The 24,218-nt window shown below is 61.0% G+C and carries 18 protein-coding genes and 1 other RNA gene; 13 read left to right on the top strand and 6 right to left on the bottom strand.

Going from position 1 to position 24,218, the window contains the following annotated elements; translation table 11 throughout:
* Positions 1-3: 3 nt before the first annotated feature.
* The 6 genes from pgsA (at position 4) to ACTQYB_RS00290 (ending at position 4,400) form a co-directional block, all read left to right on the top strand.
* A complete protein-coding gene (pgsA, locus tag ACTQYB_RS00315; protein WP_304325718.1) occupies positions 4-645 on the top strand; it encodes a CDP-diacylglycerol--glycerol-3-phosphate 3-phosphatidyltransferase in 642 nt (213 codons plus the stop codon).
* Entirely contained in the window at positions 646-1,194 is a 549-nt protein-coding gene (locus ACTQYB_RS00310; RefSeq protein WP_304325717.1) for a CinA family protein, read from the top strand. It abuts the gene before it with no gap.
* A 66-nt stretch (positions 1,195-1,260) separates the two neighbouring features.
* The gene (locus ACTQYB_RS00305) at positions 1,261-1,776 is read left to right on the top strand and encodes a helix-turn-helix domain-containing protein (RefSeq protein ID WP_033505278.1); all 516 of its coding nucleotides are present in this window, start codon (positions 1,261-1,263) and stop codon (positions 1,774-1,776) included.
* 236 nt (positions 1,777-2,012) lie between these two features.
* The gene (locus ACTQYB_RS00300) at positions 2,013-2,261 is read left to right on the top strand and encodes a DUF3046 domain-containing protein (protein ID WP_033505281.1); all 249 of its coding nucleotides are present in this window, start codon (positions 2,013-2,015) and stop codon (positions 2,259-2,261) included.
* Between the two features lie 223 nt (positions 2,262-2,484).
* On the top strand, positions 2,485-3,675 hold the full coding sequence (gene recA, locus ACTQYB_RS00295; RefSeq protein ID WP_441481661.1) for a recombinase RecA: 1,191 nt from the start codon (positions 2,485-2,487) through the stop codon (positions 3,673-3,675).
* Entirely contained in the window at positions 3,672-4,400 is a 729-nt protein-coding gene (locus ACTQYB_RS00290; RefSeq protein ID WP_441481662.1) for a regulatory protein RecX, read from the top strand. Before recA ends, ACTQYB_RS00290 begins: the two co-directional genes overlap by 4 nt.
* 740 nt (positions 4,401-5,140) lie before the next feature.
* Here the strand turns inward: ACTQYB_RS00290 and rnpB are convergent.
* Positions 5,141-5,492, bottom strand: an RNA gene (gene rnpB, locus ACTQYB_RS00285) — RNase P RNA component class A.
* Between the two features lie 183 nt (positions 5,493-5,675).
* Between rnpB and hpf the strand changes: the two genes are divergently transcribed.
* The 3 genes from hpf (at position 5,676) to trpD (ending at position 10,827) form a co-directional block, all read left to right on the top strand.
* Positions 5,676-6,350, top strand: coding sequence for a ribosome hibernation-promoting factor, HPF/YfiA family (hpf, locus tag ACTQYB_RS00280; RefSeq protein ID WP_026650462.1), 675 nt, complete (start codon positions 5,676-5,678; stop codon positions 6,348-6,350).
* Between the two features lie 223 nt (positions 6,351-6,573).
* Positions 6,574-9,453, top strand: coding sequence for a preprotein translocase subunit SecA (gene secA, locus ACTQYB_RS00275; RefSeq protein ID WP_304325715.1), 2,880 nt, complete (start codon positions 6,574-6,576; stop codon positions 9,451-9,453).
* 324 nt (positions 9,454-9,777) lie between these two features.
* Entirely contained in the window at positions 9,778-10,827 is a 1,050-nt protein-coding gene (trpD, locus tag ACTQYB_RS00270) for an anthranilate phosphoribosyltransferase (RefSeq protein WP_101452192.1), read from the top strand.
* Between the two features lie 328 nt (positions 10,828-11,155).
* On the opposite strand, the gene ACTQYB_RS00265 is transcribed toward trpD, so the two are convergent.
* Positions 11,156-11,728 (bottom strand): hypothetical protein, encoded by a 573-nt coding sequence (locus ACTQYB_RS00265; protein WP_321047062.1) that lies wholly within the window; start codon positions 11,726-11,728, stop codon positions 11,156-11,158.
* Between the two features lie 52 nt (positions 11,729-11,780).
* Between ACTQYB_RS00265 and ACTQYB_RS00260 the strand changes: the two genes are divergently transcribed.
* Positions 11,781-12,500, top strand: a complete 720-nt coding sequence (locus ACTQYB_RS00260) for a lysophospholipid acyltransferase family protein (RefSeq protein WP_412171089.1) — start codon at positions 11,781-11,783, stop codon at positions 12,498-12,500.
* Here the strand turns inward: ACTQYB_RS00260 and ACTQYB_RS00255 are convergent.
* A complete protein-coding gene (locus tag ACTQYB_RS00255; protein WP_441481663.1) occupies positions 12,481-14,742 on the bottom strand; it encodes a protein kinase domain-containing protein in 2,262 nt (753 codons plus the stop codon). The genes ACTQYB_RS00260 and ACTQYB_RS00255 overlap by 20 nt on opposite strands.
* A 92-nt stretch (positions 14,743-14,834) precedes the next feature.
* Complete coding sequence (locus tag ACTQYB_RS00250; protein ID WP_412171087.1) at positions 14,835-15,911, bottom strand: polyprenyl synthetase family protein; 1,077 nt, start codon at positions 15,909-15,911, stop codon at positions 14,835-14,837.
* 308 nt (positions 15,912-16,219) lie between these two features.
* On the opposite strand from ACTQYB_RS00250, the gene ACTQYB_RS00245 reads away from it, so the two are divergent.
* The 3 genes from ACTQYB_RS00245 to ACTQYB_RS00235 all read left to right on the top strand — a co-directional run bounded on the left by ACTQYB_RS00245 (position 16,220) and on the right by ACTQYB_RS00235 (position 21,159).
* Positions 16,220-17,044 (top strand): hypothetical protein, encoded by an 825-nt coding sequence (locus ACTQYB_RS00245; RefSeq protein ID WP_441481664.1) that lies wholly within the window; start codon positions 16,220-16,222, stop codon positions 17,042-17,044.
* Positions 17,045-17,175: 131 nt separating this feature from the next.
* The gene (locus ACTQYB_RS00240) at positions 17,176-18,711 is read left to right on the top strand and encodes an RNA polymerase sigma factor (protein WP_321046666.1); all 1,536 of its coding nucleotides are present in this window, start codon (positions 17,176-17,178) and stop codon (positions 18,709-18,711) included.
* Between the two features lie 96 nt (positions 18,712-18,807).
* Positions 18,808-21,159, top strand: coding sequence for a DNA gyrase/topoisomerase IV subunit B (locus ACTQYB_RS00235; protein ID WP_441481665.1), 2,352 nt, complete (start codon positions 18,808-18,810; stop codon positions 21,157-21,159).
* Between the two features lie 159 nt (positions 21,160-21,318).
* Here the strand turns inward: ACTQYB_RS00235 and ACTQYB_RS00230 are convergent, their stop codons facing one another.
* The gene (locus tag ACTQYB_RS00230) at positions 21,319-22,488 is read right to left on the bottom strand and encodes a glycosyltransferase family 4 protein (RefSeq protein ID WP_441481666.1); all 1,170 of its coding nucleotides are present in this window, start codon (positions 22,486-22,488) and stop codon (positions 21,319-21,321) included.
* A gap of 50 nt (positions 22,489-22,538) precedes the next feature.
* On the bottom strand, positions 22,539-24,152 hold the full coding sequence (locus tag ACTQYB_RS00225) for a DUF4153 domain-containing protein (protein WP_441481667.1): 1,614 nt from the start codon (positions 24,150-24,152) through the stop codon (positions 22,539-22,541).
* Positions 24,153-24,218 lie beyond the last annotated feature (66 nt).

Below are 24,218 nucleotides of genomic sequence, written 5' to 3'. Positions count from 1 at the left end.
GGTATGCAGACTGAACAAGAACACAAGGTATCGCTTCTGGACGGCTGGAACAGCCCTCCGAACATAGTCACTTATACGCGAATCGTGTTGGTGCTGGTCTTTCTCGGCATCGATATCGCCGCCGGCCCGTGGGGTTCACATAGCCACGGCCTGCGGTGGACGGCCGCGATTCTGTTCATCATCGCCGCTTCGACTGACAAGCTCGACGGGTGGATGGCCAGAAAATACAACCAGGTCACCGAGCTGGGTAAACTCATGGACCCGATCGCCGACAAGCTGCTCACCTGCTCAACACTGATTGTTGCCTCCGCATTCGGGGAGGTCTTCTGGTGGGTGACCATCCTGTTCCTCATCCGTGAAATCGGTATCACCGTGATGCGCTTCTTCGTCATCGACACCGGCGGCAAGGTGATCGCGGCGGACAAGGCAGGCAAGTACAAGACACTGTGCCAGTGCATTGGCTTGGGCATGCTGCTGGTTCCGGCGTACACGTTCATCACGAATGCCACCGCGCTGAATGTCTACACTTTCATCACGAACTTCCTGATCTACGTGGCGCTGTTCCTGTGTCTGTATTCAGGGGCGCTGTACGTGTACCGCGTCGTCAAGGCGCGTCGGGGTGCCGCGCAGGCCACGGAGCACTGAATGCCGGTCACGGGGTATGGTTTGGCGCAGCGTGACGGGCTCGCCGTGCAGGTGCTGGAGTATTGCAAGCGCCACGGCGTGAAGATTGCTGCCTCCGAATCGCTGACGGGCGGTCTGCTTGCGGACGCGTTCGTACGTATTCCGGGCGCGTCCGAGGTATTCCTCGGGTCTGCAGTCACCTATGACATCCGCGCGAAGGCGAAGATTCTCGGCGTCGATGCCTCGTTGTTGGCTCGTGAAGGTGCGGTGCATCCTGAGGTCGCCCGTCAGATGGCCGCTGCGACCGCCCGCCTGTATGATCAGCCGGAGTACGGGGGCCGTGTGATTGGTCTGTCCACCACCGGGGTCGCCGGTCCCGGGCCTGACGGGGACAAGCCCGCTGGCCTTGTGTATATCGGCTGTTCCCTTCCGGCCGTGTTGACGGATGGGGAGCGCACCGAATCCGCGGTGGAACTGCATTTGCACGGCGATCGCGGGCAGGTGCGCGAACAGGCGGTATGGCACGTATTGAACAATGTGAGGCAGCTCACAGTTGGGCTACAGGAATAATTTCGCCGCACTCCCGGTTGTTCATGGTGTAGAAAAAACGACACGAAGCCGAAAGGGGTTGCGCAGATGGAAACGATGACCCAGATCAATCAGATGACGGAAACCAAGGCAGTTCAGAATTCCCAGATTCGTGCGGGGCAGGCGGCGCGTATGCGTGATTTGACGCCGGCCCAGCGTCGTGCTGTGATGTTCGCGCAGCAGCAGGTGCTGCGTGCGCGTGCCGCAAAGAAGGCGAAAGACGAGCGTCAGTCGGCGCTGTCTCGCATGTGGCAGGAGGAAGACGCCGAGCACACCAAGCCGCATGCCACGATCCGCAAGCATGAGGAGACCTCGCAGCTGAAGGATGTCTCCCTGCGTGAGGCCATTGGCCATGTGTTGCGCGATTTGCGCACCCGTGACCATAAGACCTTGCGCGAGGTCAGCGAGAAGGCCGGCGTCTCTCTCGGCTATCTTTCCGAGGTGGAGCGTGGCCAGAAGGAAGCGAGTTCGGAGCTGCTCAGCTCGATTGCAGCTTCACTCGGCTTGAGCACCGCGCAGATGTTGCGTATGGTGGCTGATTATCTCGATTCGGTGCATGCCTGATCGATGGGTGTTAGCCGGGCGTCGGCGAAGAATCGCCGGTTGACGGTTTGTTAGAAAACGCGGGCGCTTCCTGCCGATTACGGCGGGAGGCGCCCGTTTTGTGCGTGCGGTTTCGGCGGCGCGGATGTTCCCTGGCACAGGCGGATGCGTGGAGGCAGGTGTGCAATTGGAGGAGGCAAGTACAAAAGCGGGCGGTCGTTGATGGGCTTGTAGCCCGGTTGTGCGAGACTTGCTGCGTGCGTGAACGTGAATTCTGGCAACTGTTGGAGGAGGTGTTCGGCCGTGTGTATGGTCGGAGCCTGTCCAAGGATCAACGGCTGCCCAAACTGGGCGATATGACGGTGGTCGAAGCACTTGCCGCGGGGGAGGAGCCCCGCGTCGTGTGGAATGTGCTGTGCGACCAGATGGATATCCCTGATTCCAGGCGTTGGGGGAAGGACCACAACGCGCCGCCACTGCCCGCCGGTCGGCGGCAAGGCAGGTGACGTGCATTCAGCTTGCGCTGCCCGGCGGGTGGTATTCGAACATTTGTTCGCATGATGCGGTATAGTGATAACTGCACGACACGATTCCGTGACGGGATGCCCTGAGGCCTTGGCGCAGAAGGCATTGCAACCTTTGACCACATTGCCGGTGCAAGGTGGAACCATCGGCGTGGTTCACGTAGCGTGGAAATCGTCGCTGAAATCGTGAAGATAAGGAGAACACATGGCACAGCAGACAAAATCGGCCAAGGCGGCGGGCGCCAAAGCTGGCGGGGCCGCCCAGGAATCCGGGGCTCACGAGATCGATCCCCGGCGTAAAGCCGCATTGGACACTGCGCTTGCGCAGGTGGAGAAGAGCTTCGGAAAAGGCTCGGCAATGCGTCTGGGTGATCGCCCGGAGCAGAATGTTGAAGTAATCCCCACTGGTTCACTTGCGCTTGACATGGCCCTCGGCATCGGCGGGTTGCCGCGCGGCCGTATCGTGGAGATTTTCGGACCGGAATCTTCCGGCAAGACCACGCTTGCACTGCATGTTGTCGCCAACGCGCAGAAGGCGGGCGGTGTCGCCGCGTTCATCGACGCCGAACACGCATTGGATCCGGTGTATGCACGCCATTTGGGGGTGGATACCGATTCACTGATCGTATCCCAGCCAGACAACGGCGAGCAGGCATTGGAAATCGCGGATATGCTCATCAGGTCTGGTGCGCTTGACGTGATCGTCATCGATTCTGTGGCCGCGCTGGTGCCTAAGGCTGAAATCGAAGGCGATATGGGCGACAGCCATGTCGGTCTTCAGGCGCGTTTGATGAGCCAGGCGTTGCGCAAGATGACCGGCGCCCTCGCGCAAGCCAACACCACGGCGATTTTCATCAATCAGTTGCGCGAGAAGATCGGTGTGTTCTTCGGCAATCCGGAAACTACCACCGGCGGCAAGGCGTTGAAGTTCTATTCGTCGGTGCGTCTTGACATTCGTCGTATTCAAACCCTGAAGAACGGGGACGAAGCCGTCGGCAGCCGTACCAGGGTCAAGGTTGTCAAGAACAAGATGGCGCCGCCATTCAAGTCCGCCGAGTTCGACGTGCTCTACGGCGAAGGCATTTCCAAGGAAGGCTCGATCATCGATATGGCGTTGCAGAGCAATGTCATCAAGAAGTCGGGCTCCTGGTTCACCTACCACGGCGACCAGTTGGGTCAAGGCCGTGAGAACGTGCGCAAATATCTCAAAGACAATCCCGAGCTGTCCGACGAGATTGAGACCAAGGTCAAGGAGGCGTTCGGCCTGATTGAGCCGACTGACCAATTCGCGGAAGGCGATGAGGCGGCAGCGGCCGCCGCACCGACAAGTGGCGAGGCTGGCAAAGCGGCTGCTGCCGATTCTGCGGCGGCATCGAAAAAACCTGACGTCCGATGATCGACGCCGAAGCGTTTATCGCGCGACATGGTACTCCCATCGCCGCGCATGATGCCGTATCAGACGTGGCGATGGGGGTACCTCGGCCGGATGTCCTCGAAGATGCGAACGACGGGCATCCGGAAGACCATAATCAACACGATGCTAGGCCACATGCGCGGAGTTGGGCGCGCGGAAAAGCCAAGCGGGCCGGAAGGTCGTGGGCCCGGGGCGCCGGGGCCAAAGGCGTTGCCGCATCTAAGGAAGGGCCGAGCGACCCATGTGATGAGGATGCTTGCCGGGAAGCGGCATTGCGTCTGCTGGACTGTGCGGATCGTTCGAGCGCGGCGCTGCTGGAGCGTCTTGTCCTCAAGGGGTACGACGAAACCGTTGCCGACGCTGTCGTAGCGAGATTGCGTGAAGTCGGTCTCGTCAACGACGAGGAATACGCCAGGTCAGTGGTCAGGTATTGCGTCGGGCGCATGCTGGGGGAGCGCGGTACGCTGCTTGAGTTGTCGCGCAAACGCGTTGACCGAGCACTGTCTCAACAGGTGGTCGGCGAAGCCCGTGAAGCCGGCGTATTCGTCGATGCGGCTTGGGAGCTCGGGCGTAGCGTCGCTGCTCGTACAGCGGGGCTTGATTTGCAAGTCAGGCGGAGGCGGTTCTGGGCTGCCGGCGGGCGCAAAGGTCATAGTCCTGACATCCTGCGGGACATATCGCACAGCCTGTTCGACAAGGATGCCTGAAGAGGCATGCCTGATTCTTGTGGAATCACAACCGCGATGCCCGGATGCGCCAGCTAACGGCGTGTCCGGGCATCGCGGCTCTTGGCGACCGCGTCTCGTCATGTATCTTGACGTGGTCGAGGTGGTGCGCGTGGCGGGGTGCATCGTAGCTGTCGGCGTGCTCGTCTCGTCTTTCTATTTGCGACTGATGACGGATGCATGCGAGTGGGGGCCGTCGAGTGTGAGGACGGTCGCGTACGAAGAACAGTGTTCGGTGAAATCGTATGCAAGACCACGAGTCGGTGTGAGGACGGTTGCGCACGAGGACGGTCGCGAACGAAGACCGTCGCATGTGAAGTGGGTCGCGCACGAGGATGGTTCGCGCACAAGCACGAGGATGGTTCGCGCGGGCCGTCGGATTTCGCTGACTGCCGCGATTCTCCGGTTGTACCTGCATCGAGGCCATACAGGTCGGCATTGTCAGCATGCGCCGTCTCACCGAAAATCCCTCTGCTTCTGCCGACGCAGAGGGAGTCGTGGGTGTCGGTAGAAGGTTGTGTCGACTCTGGATGGCTTGTGAGCGTCGGCAGAAGGTGTGATGCACGGTTTGCGAGCTGCAGGAGCGACGGCGTCGGAACGTGTGTTGGCCTATACGCCCCGATACCCGATATACCGATATCCGATATACCGATACCTGATACACCGACGTGCCAACTGCTGCCGGATACAACAAGACCCGCCTAAGTGGCGGGTCCTGGAAGTTGACGAGACCCCACATACCCCGGGTTCTGTCGTGTGTCTCCACACGGATGGCCATCCATCTCGACCTGACGTTGCCGCCAGGCTCTAGCAGCCTACCCGAAGACATGGGCGAGCAACCCTTGACGTCTTCTGCTTGGCCTTGCTCCCGATGAGGCTTGCCATGCGGCCGCTGTCACCAGCGGCCCGGTGGTCTCTTGCACCGCCGTTTCACCCTTACTCGGCCGAAGCCGGGCGGTCTGTTCTCTGTTGCGCTATCTCTCAGGTCACCCTGGGCGGATGTTATCCGCCATCGTGCTCTATGGAGCCCGGAAGTTCCTCAGTCATATTGACCGCGGCCATCATGGGGTCTCAGAATCACCATTATAAGCACACGCCCGATACAGCACGATGACGAGAACAATTCCGACACCCGAGAGCGAATTGTCTTCACTTTGCGAAGTATTCGGCTACAATAAGACATACCCGGACGGCGAAGACGCAGTTCGGGACAACCCACACACAGCGGGTAACACCGCTTGAGGCTAGGAGGTCCACATGGAAATCGTCATCACCGGACGCCACACGCAGGTCAGTCAGAAATTCCGTGACGTCGTTGAAAGCAAGATGAATCGTGTGACCGCAATCGCTCCGGACGCCCAGCGCGCTCAGATTGTCGTGACCCACGAGGGTAATCCGCGTCAGGCAGATACCGCCAAGCGTGTTGAGATCACCGTGGTGGCCGGACGCACCGTAGTCCGCGCCGAAGCGTCGAGCTCCGATGAGTATAGCGCTCTCGACATGGCTCTGGACAAGCTGACGCTCCGTCTGCGTCGTGCCCGTGATCGCCGCAAGGATCACCGTCGTGGTTATGTCAACCCGGTTCCGGTCGATCTTGGACCGGTTGAGACCCCGGATGAGGAGGAGCCTAAGGAAGAGGAGCCGAACAACAGCCCGCAGGCTGCGGTGGCATCCGATTTGGGTCCGGGTGAATCCGTTGAGGTCCAGGTTGGCGACACGCCGATTGTCATCCGTCGCAAGCTGCACATCGCTGAACCGATGAGCATCGACGAGGCCCTGTATGAGATGGAGCTGATCGGCCACGACTTCTTCCTGTTCGTCAACAAGGAGACTGGTCGTCCGTCGGTGGTCTACCATCGTCACGGCTGGAGCTACGGCGTCTTCGAGATCGACACCGCCGAAAACGTGGCCAAGGCCAAGAAGGAAGCCTGAACACTGGCCGCTCGATAGCGGTTCTGCAGAAATATAGCGACGGGAGCCCGCGTTGCAGTGCACGCGGGCTCCCGTCATGCCGGCCGGGCGCACGACCCGCCCATGTCGGCGCAATTGGAGCAGGGGAGTGTAAAATCCCCTCCGTCGCGTACTATGGGATGAGTTGTGTGCGGACTGGGTAGCCCGCCGCGCTCGTCGTGCTGAATGAACTAGGGAGCGAAACGTGGTAAACATCGTCGACAAGGCCCTACGCATGGGTGAAGGCCACCAGCTGAAGAAGCTGGAAAACGTCGCGAAGGCGGTGAATGCGCTTGAGGACGAGATATCGGCCCTCTCCGACGAGGAACTCAAAGGACAGACCGCCAAGTTCAAGCAGGAGCTTGACAACGGCAAGAGCCTTGACGACATTATGCCGGAGGCGTTCGCCACCGTACGTGAGGCTTCGAAGCGCACACTGGGCATGCGTCACTTTGACGTGCAGCTCATGGGCGGTGCGGCATTGCATTGGGGCAATATCGCGGAAATGAAGACCGGCGAAGGCAAGACCTTGGTCGCAACCCTGCCGAGCTACCTCAATGCGCTCGAAGGCAAGGGCGTGCATGTGGTCACCGTCAACGACTACCTCGCAAGCTACCAGAGCGAGCTTATGGGCCGCGTCTACCGGTTCCTCGGTATGAGTGTCGGCTGCATCGTCACCGATCAGAAGCCGCCGGAGCGCCGCAAGCAGTACAACGCCGACATCACGTATGGCACGAACAACGAGTTCGGTTTTGATTATTTGCGCGACAACATGGCGTGGGATAAGAGCGAGCTTGTACAGCGCGGCCACCATTACGCCATCGTCGATGAGGTCGACTCCATCCTGATCGATGAGGCCCGTACCCCGTTGATCATTTCCGGCCCGGCTGAGGGCGACGTCACCAGCTGGTACCGCAAGTTCGCCCGTCTGGTCCCCAAGCTCACCCGTGATGAGGACTATGAAGTCGACGAGAAGAAGAAGACCGTCGGCATCCTTGACCCGGGCATCAGCAAGGTCGAGGATTACCTCGGCATCGATAATCTCTATGAGCCCAGCAATACCGCGCTGATCGGCTACCTGAACAACGCGATCAAGGCCAAGGAGCTGTTCCTGCGCGACCGCGACTACGTGGTCACCCACGGCGAGGTGCTCATCGTCGACGAACACACCGGCCGTATCTTGCCGGGTCGCCGCTACAACGAGGGTCTGCATCAGGCCATCGAAGCGAAGGAAGGCGTCGAGGTCAAGGCCGAGAACCAGACCTTCGCGACCATCACCTTGCAGAACTACTTCCGCATGTATGACAAGCTCGCAGGCATGACCGGTACCGCTGAGACCGAAGCCGCAGAATTCATGGGCACCTACAAGCTCGGCGTGATTCCGATCCCGACCAATAAGCCGATGATCCGCAAGGACCAGGACGATCTGATCTTCCGCACGAAGAAGGAAAAGCTGCACGCGATTATCGAGGACGTCGCCAAGCGCCATGCCAAGGGCCAGCCGGTTCTGCTGGGCACCGCATCGGTTGAATCCTCCGAAGTCGTCTCCTCGCTGCTTGATGTGGCGAAGATTCCTCACCAGGTGCTCAATGCGAAGCATCATGCGAAGGAAGCCGCGGTCGTCGCGGTCGCCGGTCGCAAGGGCGCAGTCACGGTTGCCACCAACATGGCCGGCCGTGGTACCGACATCATGCTCGGCGGCAACGTCGAGTTTCTCGCCGATGCCAAGCTCAAGAAGGAAGGCTACTCGCCCGAGGACACCCCGGAGGAGTACGAGAAGCGTTGGCCCGGCACGCTGGCCGAGGTCAAGGCACAGGTCAAGGACGAGCATGACGAAGTCGCCGAGCTGGGCGGCCTGTACGTGCTCGGCACCGAACGCCATGAGTCTCGCCGTATCGACAACCAGCTGCGCGGCCGCTCCGGCCGTCAGGGCGATCCGGGCGAATCCCGCTTCTACCTGAGCCTCGAGGACGACCTCATGCGTCTGTTCAACACCCAGCTTGTTGCGCGCGTGATGTCCCGCGGTCTTCCGGAAGGCCAGCCGATCGAATCGAAGAGCGTGTCCAAGGGCGTGCGCAACGCGCAGAAGGCCGTCGAATCGCGCAACTTCGAAATCCGTAAGAACGTCCTCAAGTATGACGACGTGATGAACAAGCAGCGCAAGGTCATCTACGCCGAGCGCCAAGCCGTGCTCAAGGGCGAGGACATCCACGAGGACATCCTGCGCTTCATTGACGAGACCGTCGCCAGCTACATCCGTGGCGCAAACCGTGGATCCGCCAAACCTGAGGATTGGGATTGGGACGGCCTGTTCAAGGCGCTGTCCCAGATCGTGACCATCACGGTTGATGAGGACGAAGCCAAGAAGGCTGTGAGTGGTCTCAAGGGCGACAAGGCCTCCGAGGCTCTGCGCAAGCTCATCGTTGATTCCGCCAAGGAATCCTATGTGAAACTGGGCGAGAAGCTCAGCGACGAGGCGCTGCACCAGCTGGAACGCCGTGTGGTTCTCGCCGTGCTCGACCGTAAGTGGCGCGAACACCTCTACGAGATGGATTATCTCAAGGACGGCATCGGCCTGCGCGGTATGGGCCAGCGCGACCCGCTGGTCGAATACCAGCGCGAAGGCTACCAGATGTACAACCAGATGATCGAAGCGATCAAGGAAGAGACCATTCAGCTGCTCTTCCACGTCGACATTCAGGAAGTCGCACAGAACGAGGACATCTCGAGCGAGCATGATGAGGATGTTGCTGTGGACAAGGCCGAAGCGGCGGTTGGCATCACCTCGACTGACGCCGAGGACGAGCCCACGACCGTCAGCTCCGCTCCGGAAGATCCCAGCGAGTCCGACGAGACGGCGGATGAGGATGATGCGGCCGAGCATCGCGAGCCCGGCGTCGTCGGCCCTGCACCGATCAGCCACGAGGATGTCAAGCTGCCCGCCAGCAAGCGACCCAAGAGCGACGAGCTCAAGAGCCCGTGGGCGGACGGCCGCACCTTCCCGGGTACGCCGAAGAACGCGCCGTGCCCGTGCGGCTCGGGGCGCAAGTACAAGATGTGCCACGGCCATAACGAGAAGGCCTGATTGCTTCGAATAGCGCTCGGCGTGATTTGATTCACGGACGGCGGCGTCATCATGGAAACCCATGGTGGCGCCGCCGTCCGTTTGCATATGCGGACGATATGTATTTACTCGGACGATATGTATGCGAATGATGCACATCTGCACGTCCCTGAACATCATCCGCCGCGCCAGCGGTGCCGGTCAACCCGGCTTGACTGCCGCAATTGCCCTGACATCGCACGAATTTCCGGTAGAAGCCTCAGAATGTGGACGTTCACAAGGCAGAACACATGAAATCGATACAATAAGCCACAAACAATAACATCAGATGCACAGGAGGGCATGATGACCGAGATCACTTGGAAATCGATTCTCGCAGAACTCGTCAACGGCAATCATTTGAATGCGGACGAGTCCTGGTGGTTCGTCAACGATCTCATGAACGGCAATGCCAATCCTGCATGCGTCGGCGCCGTCCTTGCAACCCAGCAGCAGCTTGGCCTGACCGCGAACGAAATCGAAGGCGCAGCAAAGGCAATGGTCTCTCACGCCGTGCCGCTCAACGTCTCGGGCGAAACCACCGATATCGTCGGAACGGGCGGCGACAAAGCCGCAACCGTGAACCTGTCGTCCATGGGAGCTGTGGTTGCCGCGGCGGCCGGCGTCAAAATCGTCAAGCACGGCAATCGTGCCGCATCGTCGAAGTGCGGTTCAGGCGATGTCATTGAAGCCTTGGGTGTTCCGCTTGATCTCGCTCCGGAAGCAGTGACGGAAATCGGCGATGAAATCGGCATCACCTTCGCCTTCGCCAAGACTTTCCACCCAGCCATGCGCTTTGTCGGCCCGGTCCGCTCAGCGCTGGGAATCCCGTGCGTATTCAACGTGCTGGGGCCGCTGACGAATCCGGCGAATCCGAAGCATGTCGCCATCGGTTGCGCAGACCGCACATTGAGCCCGCTGATGGCGCAAGTGTACGCCAATCGCGGCCAAAGCGGCATGGTGTACACCTCGAGCGAAGGCCTTGACGAGATGGCTCCGACCGGCCCGGTTTCCGTGTGGCTGATTGCAGATGGCAAGGTCACGGCCACCGAATTCAATCCCATCACCGAGCTTGGCCTTGACCCGGTGACCCCTGAACAGCTTCGCGGCGGCGAGCCTGAGCTCAATGCCAGCATTTTCAGGGACTTCCTTGATGGCAAGCCGGTTGCTTCGCGGACGACCGCGTTGCTTAACGCCGCTTCCGCCATCGTCGCCGACGGCCATCTCATCGCCGATGGGTCGCTTACTGATCGCTTCCGTCAGGCGTACGGACTTGCTCAGGAAGCCGTTGATTCCGGCAAGGCGAAGGACCTGCTGGAGCGTTGGGTCAAGCTCGCGCAGTCCAAGCGAGCATGATTCACGCCGTGGTGCGGCTATGACGTGGCGTGTGACGCGCCGGCCGACGAGACAATCGACAGCCAGCGTCACACCCCTGCCACGGCGGCATGGGTGTGACGCAGTGACATCAACCCTGTCGTTGGCAACCCTGTCGTTGGCGCAGCCGCGGTGCTAGTCCGTGTATGTATCCGACCTCCGGATGCACATCATCTTCGAAAATACATCACCTTCGGATACATATCAGAGGGGCTGTCCGGGAAACCTCCGGACAGCCCCTCTGGATTTCCGAACAAGTCTAGGCGTTTCCCCTAACCGGGTGCGTGCGTTCTTGCTTTCATCCGTTCAGTCAGACACGGGCGCCATCATCGAACGGATTGTCGTGATGGGCATGCCCCCGTCGGCTCGCCGCCAATCCGGCAATGCCAAGCAGCAGGCAAATCGCGCAGACCGTCCCGATAATTCCCGTGAATTTGGGCACAAGCACCGAGGCGATGATTCCCAACATGCCGATGACTGTCAACGCGGTGAACAGGATGGTGCTGTGCGGTGTGGGCGTGAAAGAGGTGGGCGGCACAAAGCGGTCGCTGTATCGGTCCATCACGTCATCGGTGTCCAACCAACTTGAGCTCGTGTTGTCTCGCGGTCCGCGGCCGGCCCCGATGGCGTCGTCGGTGAAAGTGCCCTGATCGAGGTCATCGACCGAAAGCAGCGCTTTCTTCTCAGCACGGCGGGCGTGTCGTTCGAATCGTTTCGCATTTCGAGACCGCTCCACGTCCTCGAGATCGCGTGCGTGATCGTGAGCGAACGCCTCCCATGCCTCGTCAAGCGGCTCGCCGGAGGAGGAGCCGCCTTGCGAGCCTTCGCCGGGCCCAGGTATTGGACGCTCTCCTGACGCATTGGTATTGTTGTGCTCAGTCATAGGTACCACTGTAAACGAGCGTCAAGTCAAGTCGCTGGGAGGGAGAGCCCTCGTGCTCTACTGGTTTTTCGTCCGGACCTTGGGTCCGATTGCAAGGCGTCGGTTCAATCCAACTGTCGAAGGGCTTGAAAACATCCCGCGCAAGGGTGGGGCGATTATCGCGGCGAACCATCTTGCGGTCATTGACGACGCGCTGCTGCCGATGACATGCCCGCGCATGATTCATTTCATGGGCAAGGCCGAATACTTCGAAGGCAAAGGCATTAAGGGCCGCTTCAAGAAGTGGTGGTTCACGTCCGTGGGCGTGTTCCCGGTGGACCGTTCGGGAGGGTCGAAGTCCTTGGGCGCGTTGAACCACGCCAAGGAGATTCTTGAAGACGGGCACCTGTTCGGCATCCATGTCGAAGGCACCCGCAGCCCCGATGGCAGGCTGTATCGCGGGCACACTGGTGCCGCTCGTCTCGCGTTCGAAACCGGTTGCCCGATTATTCCGACGGCGATCATCGGCTCTCGCGACCTGCAAAAGCCCGGTCAGGTGATTCCAAACAAAGGCAAATCGAAAGTGATATACGGTGCGCCGATTCCGGTCGTGCGCAAGGACCCGCAGGATGTGACGCATGAGGAGCTGCGTGAGCTGACGGATCGCGTGGTTCGCGCCATCGCGCAGATGAGCGGGCAGGAGTATGTCGACGAGTATGCGCAGACCGTCAAGGCAAGGATGAAGGCCGAACAGGAGGCGCAGTCCGCGGCGGTCACACCACAGTCAGTGTGATCACGGTCTTGTTGCCGTTCGCGTCCCGGACACGCACCTGCTGGCCGGCGGACGGCGACTGCAACCGCACGGTGTGGGTCAGGTCGCCGAGCGGGGCGCTGACCTTCACCTCCAAACCGAGCGCTTGCAAGGCCGCAGTCGCATCGCTGGTGCTTTTGCCGGTTACATCAGGTAGCGTCACCATCTGTGGGCCCTTGGAAACCACGACGTCGACGGTGTCTCCCCAGTGCAGTTGGGTGCCGACCGTCTGTGATGCCGAGATGATGTTGCCGTTTGGCACGGTATCGCTGTATTCCTCACTGTAGGTGGCCTTGAGCTGCAAGCTGTCGAACAAGGCCTGCGCTTCGTCTTTGGTTCTGCCGACGACATCCGGCATATTGACCGGCATCGGTCCCAAGGAGAGTTTCACCACCACGCTGTCGTTATGCTCCATCGTGGTGCCTGGGTTGGGGGAGATGCTCAGCAGGGCGTTCTTTGGAACGGTCAGCGAATACTCGTCATCGTTGATGTTATGCGAAATGTTTGTGAAGCCAGCCTTTTCGAGGGCGGTCAGGGGGTCCTTGCCGTTGTCGGTCGATGGGTCGGTGATATCTGAGGGGATGGTCGCCTGCCGCACGCCTTTGGACACGGTGACTTTCACATTGCCCGCGCTGCGTTTGCTGATATGCGCGCCGACCGTGGACGGCGTGGTTGAGATGATGTTGCCCTCTTCGACGGTATCGCTGTATTCCTGGGCGACGGAATAGGGGATTCCGGCGACGTTGAGAGTGCTGCGGAATGAGCTCCAGCTGACATTCTTGATGGTACAGGTCTTGCCTGTCTTGCATGTCAGGTCAGTGGGTTTCGGCATGGTCCAATAGCTGCCGGGGCCCAGATAATACCACCATGCGCCGCATCCTGCGCCGGCGGCGAGTATGACGGCCATAATGGCGGCGATGATGATCGGAACCTTGCTGCGCCGCCGCCCGCCACGGGAATGCTCCGCGACGCCGGAAGGTTCGATATCCGATGTGTCGGTTGTGGTGATTGCCTGGGTGAAGGCGTCCTGGCTGGTGATGCTGCGCGGCTTCCTTGCGGCGTTCGGGTCGGTTGCAAGGATGCGGGTACGCGTATCCGGCGTGTTAGCGGCGCCGGATCGCCCGTCCGAAGGTGTTGTGGCAGATGTGTCGGAGGACATGTCGGCGGATGCCGTCGCGGACGTCGCTGCGGATGACGACGGTGCCGGCGGCTGCGGCGGGTAATCCGACTGTGCCACTGCCGTTGTTGATGCCGCGGCATCGTGCCCGCCTTCGCGGCGCGAGGCGACCAAGCCGTTGGGCGCCAACGGGGATTCGCCGTCGCCGGTGGATTCGTCGCGCATAGGATCGTCCGACCGCCGGTACAGCCAAGCCTCCATCGGCATCCCGGAAATCACTGTGCGCAGGAGTCGTTGCGCTTCCATGGCGTCCGCCGGCCTGTCCTCAACCGAACGTGCCGTCAGTTGCGCGATGAATTCGGAGACGGACGGTTCGATGCCCGGGCAGCGGGTAATCACCGGGGGAACGTCCTCGTGCACATGTTTGAACACCATCGTCACCGGGTTATCCGACTGGAATGGCGGCTCACCGGCAAGCATCTCCCAGGCCATGATGCCCACTGAATACAGGTCGCCCTGAGGCGTGGCCTGGTTGTTCTCGATCATCTCCGGTGCCAGATAGGCTGCCGTGCCCAACAGCATACCCGTCGTGGACAGCGTGGCCTGCGACGCGGCCTTCGCCAGCCCGAAATCGGTGATCTGGACATGGCCGCGGTCGTTGAGCAAGATGTTCTCCGGCTTGATATCCCGGTGCACGACGCCTGCGCGATGCGCGGCTGCAAGCCCGTCCAGCGTCTCCGCGACGATACGCAGGGTCTCGCGCACGGTGAACGGCCCCTGCTGGTTCATCTCATAGCGCAGATTGACGCCATGAACGTATTCCATGACCAGATAGTTGCGGCCATCAACCTCCCCGGTGTCGTAGACCTGGACGATATGTGGGTTTGCAATGGCCGCCGCGGACCGAGCCTCACGGTGGAATCGTTCCACGAACTGTTCGCGATGCGGCCCCTGCGCCAGCTGTGCATGCATCACTTTGACGGCGACATGCCGGTCAAGACGCACATCAATCGCCTCATACACGGTCGCCATGCCGCCGTCGGCGATTTTGCGCACGATACGGTACCGGTCGTCGATGATCTGCCCTTCGCTCGCAGTTTCAGTCATGTTCGCAGGCCCTTTACTCAATGGTGATGACACTAGTCTACATGCCTCGGGCTACTCGCCGCCTGCCGGGGTCTACGAACGTTGCCGCCGGATCACAGGCAGGAATCGGGGATGAAGGTGCGGCACGCCTCGAGGAGCATGTCGCGTGAGGTCTGCGGCAGTTCTGCTTCGGCGATGGCCTGGCCGGCTTGCGCCCACAGCTTGCGGATCCGTTCGCGTGAGAGTTCGACCGCCCCGCTTGTGGTGAAGATTTCGATGCCGCGGCGCATTTGCCGTGCGTCGCGTGAGGGGGCCTCGTACATGGCGGTCAGTTCGCTGCGGTCATCGGCGTTCGACAAAGCGAGTGCGTCGGCGAGCAGCACGGAGCGTTTGCCTTCTTTAATATCGCCGCCGACGGGTTTTCCGGTGTTTTTCGTATACCCGATGACATCAAGCAAGTCGTCTGCAAGCTGGAATGCGACGCCGAGCGGCTTGCCGATGCGTTCGCTGAGCGGCCCTGCGACCTGCGGGTCGGTCCCCGCCGCCGTCAATCCCAGTTGCAGCGGTGCCATAGTCGTATAACTGGCGGTTTTCCAACGGAAAACGTTGAGTGAGGCATCCGCGAGGCGTGCCGGGTCACTCAATGGGGTGAGCTCGACCGCGAGGTCAAGCACCTGGCCGACGCTGACATCGCGTTGCATGCCGAGGAACACCGAACGCAGCGTGTCGGGATTGCCCAGCGACGATGCCGCGGCGTTGGCGATCGAGATGCTTACGGTCGCGAGGATGTCTCCGAGCATGAGCCCCAGGCCACGGCCGATGGATTCGCTGTGCGTCTGCTGTGCGAGCGCGCGATGGGCGCTCGGCTTGCCCCGGCGCAGGTCCGAATCATCGATGATGTCGTCATGGACAAGCGCGGCGGTCTGGAACACCTCGATTGCACAGGCGAGGTCGGTCATCGCATCCCGTGCCTGCGACGTGACCGGAAGGCCTGCGGCATCGAACGCGGCGAGCGCCAAGCGGGCTCTGAGCCGTTTGCCCCCTTGGCTTGAGACGACCGCTTGCGTGGCGACCTCGTGGAGGACATTTCGGCACGACGCGGCGATTTCGGCGTCGGGCACGGCGAGGTGTTCGCGGACCAGGTCATCGATGCGCTGTTCAATACGTTCCAGATCTGACGGCATGCTCATATCTACGAGGGTATCCACAGCGTTGCGACATTCCCGGCGGGTGACAGAGGGCGTGTCGCACGGGGACGGTCGGCAATCAACCCTGCGGTCGGCAATGAACGCGGCGAGCGCCGACGAGCGGGATGTTCCGGCGGACGCGGCTGGTGCGGCGTGGCGACAGCGAAGCGATACCTGGGGCAGTTCGCATCCTTTGACCACATTCGCCTGCCACGCTGGACGGACGCTATCGCCGTACTGCAAGCTGAACAGGGGCGGATGCACGAGGTGTCCGCACGAAGTCCCGGCATTGACTGGGGGATGGGGGAATCATGGAAGACGACAACAAGGACGGCACACAGCCACAAATGAGTCGGCTGGTATTCAACGCGTTGGCACGCTACTGGGAATGGACATATGAAAAGGGTGAGCCGCTGCCCGGGGCGGATGCCTCGCGGCTTTTCCCCCGATACTGGTATTCGCAAGGGGGCCGCTTGCCGTTGCGCCGGTGGGAGGAGCTGCCCGAGCCGGAAGGGACGTGGAGGGCGTGGAAATCACCCGGTCTGTTGCCTGAAGCCTGGGTTGACTTCCAGAATGCGCGATACCGGGGATTGCGTCATGAGGAAGGCGTTGTTATCGGCACTCGGCTGTGGGTTGGTGAGGCATTGCGGATGTGGCATCGCAACCAGCGTGAGGGAGGGTCGCACCTGCCTGCCGACGACCAGCTTCTGATCAGGCTTGCGGTGGGGATGCGGCAGAATATCGCCATTCGTGACGCTCTGATCGTCTCGTCGGTCAGCATCGATCCGATTGATCAGGAGACGCTGCTGCGGTTCGCTGCGGAACCGTCTTGTCCCAGTAATGCAGTGACGATGGGCAGGCTGCTCACCGAAGCGTTCGACGAGCCCAAGGCAGTTCCGCGTATTGGTTGTCTGCGTGCCTCCGCGAAGATGCTTGATCGCATGATTGAACTCGTACCGGTGTCTTATCGGTCGAATATCGCGGCGTGTCTGGCCTATCTGTTGTGGTGGGGAGACGATGAGCGAACGGATATCTTCGCGCGAATCGCCCTGCGTCTCGATCCCACGTGCACGCTCGCCGGCATCGTCATCGACGCGCTCGACAACGGCACGAAACCGCAGTGGTGCTCCCTGTGACATCGTGTACAGGCTGCGATATCTCGCCTCACTGTCGCAATCGCGCGGGAATATTCGTCCACGAAAGATGGTTAACTTCTATAGTTGACGATTTGCCCTTGCCATAACTGCGCCCTTCGTTTGGCCGCGGTATGGCGGGAACACGCAGGAGGATAAGTTTGGCCAAGGAAACGACGGCAAGCAAGAAAGACGCTGATCAGACCGAAAAGACCACATCCACCCGCAAGAGCACGGCGAAGAAGGCTGCGACACCGGCCAAGGCGACCAAGAGGTCCGCAACGTCGGCATCCGCCAAGAAGACCGCGGCGGCGAAGAGTGCGAAGACATCGAAGGCGGCGAAGGCGTCGGGCGGTGAGAGCGCGGCGCCGAAGGCCAAGAAAACGGCATCCCGCACGGTAACCGCTACCAAGACGCCGCGCAAGCGTACCGCCAAGCGCGCAGAGCCAGCCGCCGCCGAACATGACGAGACGCAGCTCGACGACGACGAGGACATCAACGACGAGGACATCGAGAACTTCGACGACCTCGACGAAGGCGACGATCCCGACAACCTTGACGACGACATCGATTCCAGCGACGAGGATGACGATGAGGGCGAGGACGACTCCGAGGATGACGAGGAGAACAAACCCAAGCACCGCGAGCCCGAAGTCCTGCCGAAGGCCAAGGGCGCGTTCGTCATGCGCGATGACGATGACGACGACAACCTCACCCCGTCAGGCAACCCCAAGCGCCGTGTCATTGCGGCAGGGGCCACCGCCGATCCGGTCAAGGACTACCTCAAGCAGATCGGCCGAGTCAGCCTGCTGAACGCCGAACAGGAAGTCGACCTGTCTGAGCGAATCGAGGCAGGCCTGTACGCCCAGCATCTGCTGGACACCGAGAGCGAAGGCATGAGCTTCAAGCGCAAGCGCGAACTCAAGTGGGCCGCAGCCGACGGCAAGAAGGCCAAGGACCACCTGCTCGAGGCGAACCTGCGTCTGGTCGTATCGCTGGCCAAGCGCTACACCGGCCGCGGCATGCTGTTCCTCGACCTTATTCAGGAAGGCAACCTCGGTTTGATCCGTGCGGTCGAGAAGTTTGACTGGAAGAAAGGCTTCAAGTTCTCGACCTACGCCACGTGGTGGATCCGCCAGGCCATCACACGAGCCATGGCCGACCAAGCGCGCACGATCCGCGTGCCCGTCCACATGGTCGAGGTCATCAATAAGCTCGCCCGTGTCCAGCGGCAGATGTTGCAGGATCTTGGCCGTGAACCTACGCCCGACGAGTTGGCACGCGAACTTGACATGCCGGTCGAGAAGGTGCAGGAAGTGCAGAAGTACGGCCGTGAGCCGATTTCCCTGCACACCCCGCTCGGTGAGGACGGCGATTCCGAATTCGGCGATCTGATTGAAGACACCGATGCCATCGCCCCGTCCGACGCCGTGGCCTTCTCGCTGTTGCAGGAGCAGTTCAAGCAGGTGCTGGAAACCCTGTCGCCGCGTGAGGCGGGCGTCATCAAGATGCGTTACGGCCTTGAAGACGGTCAGCCCAAGACGCTGGACGATATCGGGCGTGTGTACGGCGTGACCCGCGAGCGGATCCGCCAAATCGAATCGAAGACCATGTCGAAGCTGCGTCACCCCTCGCGTTCGCAGACCCTGCGCGACTTCCTCGACCAGTGACGTGACGCCGTATGCGTGCCGCTCTTGATTGTCAGAGCGGCACGCATACGGACAGGCGATGGCGGGAAACGAAACGCAAGACAACGAATGGGGATTATGGCAAAGGAAAACTACAGCGCCGACAGCCTGACCGTGCTCGAGGGGCTCGACGCTGTGCGCAAACGCCCTGGCATGTATATCGGCACGACCGACAGCCAGGGCCTGATGCACTGCCTGTGGGAGATCATCGACAATTCCGTCGATGAGGCGCTCGCGGGCGCTTGCAACGACATCAAGGTGATCCTGCATACCGACGGCTCGATCGAGGTTGATGACAACGGCCGTGGCATCCCAGTCGATGTCGAGCCGAAAACTGGCCTTACAGGCGTCGAGGTCGTCCTGACCAAGCTGCACGCCGGCGCGAAATTCGGCAACGCCTCTTACAATGCGGCAGGCGGTCTGCATGGTGTGGGTTCGTCCGTGGTCAACGCGTTGAGCTCCCGTCTTGACGTCGAAGTCGACCGCAACGGCAAGACCTACCACATGGCCTTCCATCAAGGGCATCCCGGTGTCTACCAGGACGCCGACCCGTCCAAGCCATCGCCTGACTCCCCGTTCAAACGCACGCGCAAGAACCGTGCGACTGAGCTTGAAGTCATCGGCAAGGTCTCGCCGAAGACCACGGGCACGCGTATCCGTTACTGGGCCGACCCGGAGATTTTCAACGATACCGCGCGGTTCAGCTATGAGCAGCTTATCGATCGGGTTCGTCAGACAACCTTCCTTGTTCCTGGATTGAAAATCACCGTCATCGACGAGAACATCCCTGAAACCGGCGATGCATCCGTCGATGCGATGCTTGAAGTTGACACGCCGGAGAACGCCGCGGGCATTGCCGGGAACACGCTCGGACACGATACCGAGGCAGGTATCGGCGATGTCGACAGTTCCGACAACGCAGACCATGCTGACGACAACTCCGACACCGGGCAAGTTGAAGACACTGCGGCGGACGACACCACCGACAATCGCGAAGCGCAGGCGGCAAGTCAGGCAGTCCTCGCATCCGCGGCGCGCCCCCACCGCAGGGTCGAGGAATTCCTCCACACCGGCGGCGTCAAGGATTTTGTCGACTTCCTGTCCAAAGGCGAACCGGTATGCGATATCTGGCGCATCAGCGGCGAAGACACCTATACCGAGGAAACACAGGCCGTTGACAGTAAAGGTGAATTGCACGCGCAGAACATCGAGCGCACCTGCAAAGTCGATATCGCCCTGCGCTGGGTCAACGGTTATGACACCACGTTGCGCAGCTTCGTCAACGTCGTCGAGACTCCGGGCGGCGGCATGCACGTCGACGGGTTCCTGCAAGGCATCACCAAGCAGATTCGCAAAAGCGTCGAAGATAATGCGCGCAAGCTGAAAGTCAACCTCAAGGACGCCAAGACCCGCGTGGAACGCGATGACATCCTCGCCGGCCTGGTCGCGGTCGTCACCGTGCGTATCGCAGAACCGCAGTTCCAAGGACAGACCAAGGACGTGCTCGGCACGGCCCCGGTGCGCCCGATTGTCTCGAAGATGACCGAGCAGCAGTTCGGCGAGATGATTACCGGCTCGAAACGAGGCTACAAAGAGCAGTCCGGCAGGGTGCTCGAGAAGATTGTCGGCGAGATGCACGCGCGCATCCAGGCGCGCAAGACCAAAGAGGTCACCCGCCGCAAGAACGCGCTCGAAGCCGCATCCATGCCGGCGAAACTCTCCGACTGCCAGCCCGGCAACGACGATATCGCCGAACTGTTCATCGTCGAGGGCGATTCCGCGCTTGGCACGGCGAAAGCCGCCAGAAACTCAAGCTTCCAGGCCCTACTGCCGATCCGAGGCAAGATTCTCAACGTGCAGAAGGCGAGCCTGTCGCAAATGCTGTCCAACAAGGAATGCGCCTCGATCATCCAAGTGGTGGGCGCGGGTTCCGGCGCGAGCTTCGACCTGAGCCAGGCACGGTACAACAAGATCATCATGATGACCGATGCCGATGTTGACGGCGCGCATATCCGCATCCTGCTGCTCACGCTGTTCTACCGGTATATGCGGCCGCTGATTGAAGCCGGCCACGTATATGCGGCTGTCCCACCGTTGCATCGCATCGCGCTCGCTGGCAAGCACAAGGGCGAGTTCATCTACACGTATTCGGACGATGAGCTCTCCGGCAAGCTCGCCGACCTTGAACGCCGGCATATCGACTACAACCCCGACATCCAGAGGTATAAGGGCTTAGGTGAAATGGACGCCGACCAACTGGCGGACACGACCATGGACCCGCGCTCGCGCATGCTGCGGCGCATCCGCATGGAGGACGCGCAGAAGGCGGCGGGTATTTTCGACCTGCTCATGGGTGGGGAGGTGCCGCCGAGACGGCAGTTCATCGTCGAGAACGCGGACGATTTCGATCGCAGCAAGATCGACACCTGATTTGGCGCGCTTGGTGTCCGCCGGCGTGTGCGTGAATACCGCCGGCGGATGCCGGTATTACGATTGAGGCCGCATCGGGCTGGGTTTGCGGGCATCCCGATCCCCGCCTGTTGTGTGGCCTCAATCGTTGTATCGGGCTGTTCTGCGAAGGCTGTGTTCTCAGGCTGCCCGACCTGCCCGGCGCTTGGCAATCGCCTGCGCGTACACCTGTTCGACCTGGTCGGCAATGGTGCGCACGTCATAACGTTCAAGCAGGAGTTTCTCGCGTCGATGCACTTGTTTCGCCCATGCGGCATCATCGATGGCGCGCGCGATGCGTTGTGCCAGTATCCGCGCGGTTTCGCGGCCGCGCACAGGGAACAGCGCATCGGTGTCGCCCAGCAGTGTGGAATGGTATCCGGGATTGTCTCCGGCCAGCGTGACTTTCGCGCCCGAGGCGATTGCCTCCAGCAACACGATGCCGAAGGACTCGCCGCCCGTCGCGGGGAAGACAGCGACATCGGCGCTGCGCAACAGGGCGGGTTTGGCGGATTCCTCGATGAATCCGGTGAAGGTGACCGGCGTGTCGAACCCGGCGGCCCGGCGCCGGCATTCCTCGAGCAACGGGCCCTTGCCGGCCATCGTCACATGGGTGCCGGCGGGGAAGAGCCGATGTCGTTCGCCGTATTCGATTGCATCAAGCAGGATATCCGCGCCCTTGCGTTTGACGAAACGGCCGAGGAACACGATATGCGGGGCGATGGTGTCACCGTCCAATGTGCCGACATTGACAGCGGCAGCCCGATCGCGCATCATGGCCACATCCACCGGATTTGCGATGACGCGTGCGTTCGTATGTGCGGTCAGCGCCGCATAGCGCGCCGCGACATCGGACACTGCGATGACTTCGTCGATACGCCGGTGAGTGTGCGCGTTGATCGCCCCAAGCGCCAGCCCGCCGATGGCTGATAGCGGGTCGCTGACCGCGATATGGTAGGTCGCCACGACGCCGGTATTCGGCGACGCCGCCTTGAGCACCCGACCCGCCATGAACGGGCTGTAAGGCGCTTGGACGTGCAAGATGTCGAAATCGCCTTCCGCAAGCGTGCGTGCGATGAGCCGGCGGCTTGCCGGCAGGGGGATGCGCATGCGGTTCCCGTTCGCGCTCACCATCACGTTCCGTGACATGACGTGCGTATTGGGCACGGGGGAGTGTTCGGTCTGCCCGACCAGGTAATGCACGTCATGGCCGCGGCGGGCGAGTTCCTTGCCCAGGGTCACGATATGCTGCTGCACGCCGTCGAGCACGTCGAGCGTGTCGTCGAATACGAATGCGATGCGGTAAGACATGGTCTCCAGTCTAGTGCCGTTCCTGCTGGACCGCGCTCAGCGGCTGGAGCTCATATCGCATCGGTGATCTGACGCGCCTGGTTGAAGGCGTCGATGATGTTGTTCGGATTCGACAGCACCAGTGCCACATACCATATGACCACGAGAATGAAACCGATGGTTGCCAGCGGCAGACGAGGCACGAACAGGCGTACGAGGCACAGGATGAGCACGGCGATGAGCATCCACATGAAGGTCAGGGATTCCAAACGCAGCCAGGTGAGCCCATACGCGCCAATGTACAAGTGCAGACGCCACAGAGCCGAGGCAAGCATGACCCCGGTTTCGCCGATCAGCACGATGAGCATGCCGGTCAGGGGTGTGGTGCGGCGTACCCGGCACAGGATCAACGCGTAGCCGACGAGGTTCACGTATACGACGGCGAGCAGCTGGAAGAATCCTTCCCGGGCGTACCGGGAGTAGGTGTAGCCGTCAGGCAGTTGCCGGCCGCTGAACAGGAAAGCGAACTGGATCGCGCAGAACATTGCGTACAGGACGAGTACCAGTGCGAGGACAACGGCGGCCACTGTCGTGTCGAAGGCGTGTTTGTCTTGGCTGGGCTGGGCGGCGGATGCGGTCGCCGGCGTGCACGCGTGCATGCGCAGCCGGTTGGTGACTTCGGTCTGCGCGAGGATGGACAGGCAGAAGGGGAACAGGAACACGATGATGAGCACGTGGCGCACGAATTCGGAGATGTCGATCGATCCGATCATGCGGCGCAGCGCGTAATTGAACACCAGATCGCTGGAAGCCAGAAGCGCTGTGAGCGCGACGAGCAGGGGAACGGCGACCACGATGATAAGCAGGATGCGGCAGGCTGTGGTCATTTGTCCAGCATGCAACTCGCTGCGTGTACTGTCGCTATCCGATGGGGTTGTATTGTCGTCATTCTTCGATGAGAATGCGTGTATAGCGTGTTGGGCGTGACTCAGTGTCGAGCCGACCGCATTGAGTTTGGTGAAGGGAGAAATCCATCCGAGCATCCAGCGTTTGACGGTCGGCCATGGGTGGTGGGAGTCGAACCTGCCATCCGACAATTGTAGGGACATCATTGTCAGGCAGGGAACGGCGAGGAAGGTGGTGGTCGCCCAGCTGTCGTCGATTTTGCCGGCCGCATGCATCGCAATCGCATAGGCGCACAGCATCGCCGTGGCGATGGTGGTGAAGCACCACATGAGGCTGCGATGCGCGGTGCGGAAGAACAGGACGGCGACGGTGGCAATGACGGCGAGCCAGAATCCGTCGAACCATGGCGTATACGTGTTGGCGTCCGACCATGCGAACACGAGACGGTCGCACAGAATCGGCAGAATAATCGCGGCGCTGGTGATGGCGAGGAGCCTGCGGTCGGCCGGCTTCGAGCCGTCGGGGGCGGCGAGCGGGTCGCGTCTGGGCGCGAAGGGTGCTGTGGGTGGGGTGGTGTACGGTGTGCCGGCAGCTCCGTGCGGATAGGGGTGTGTCAGTGGCATGGGATGCTGCTGTTGCACGGGCCGAGGCATTTGCTTCGCCTGTGTCTGCTTTGCCTGTGTCTGCTTCGCCTGCTGCACCAGTGTTTGTTGGGTCTGTGTTTGTTGGGTCTGATGTACTGGTTTGTCCTGATGCTGCGATGGTGTCGGCGATGTCATGGTTGCTCCTTCTCGACCTTGGATATCCTCATCGTAAGTATCGAATGTCGATACATGTCTATCGAT

The organism is Bifidobacterium sp. LCP19S3_E9, from assembly GCF_052121135.1.
Classification (GTDB): domain Bacteria; phylum Actinomycetota; class Actinomycetes; order Actinomycetales; family Bifidobacteriaceae; genus Bifidobacterium; species Bifidobacterium thermacidophilum.
Note: the sequence above shows the minus strand (reverse complement) of the source record. Positions and strands in the feature narration are given on the sequence as shown.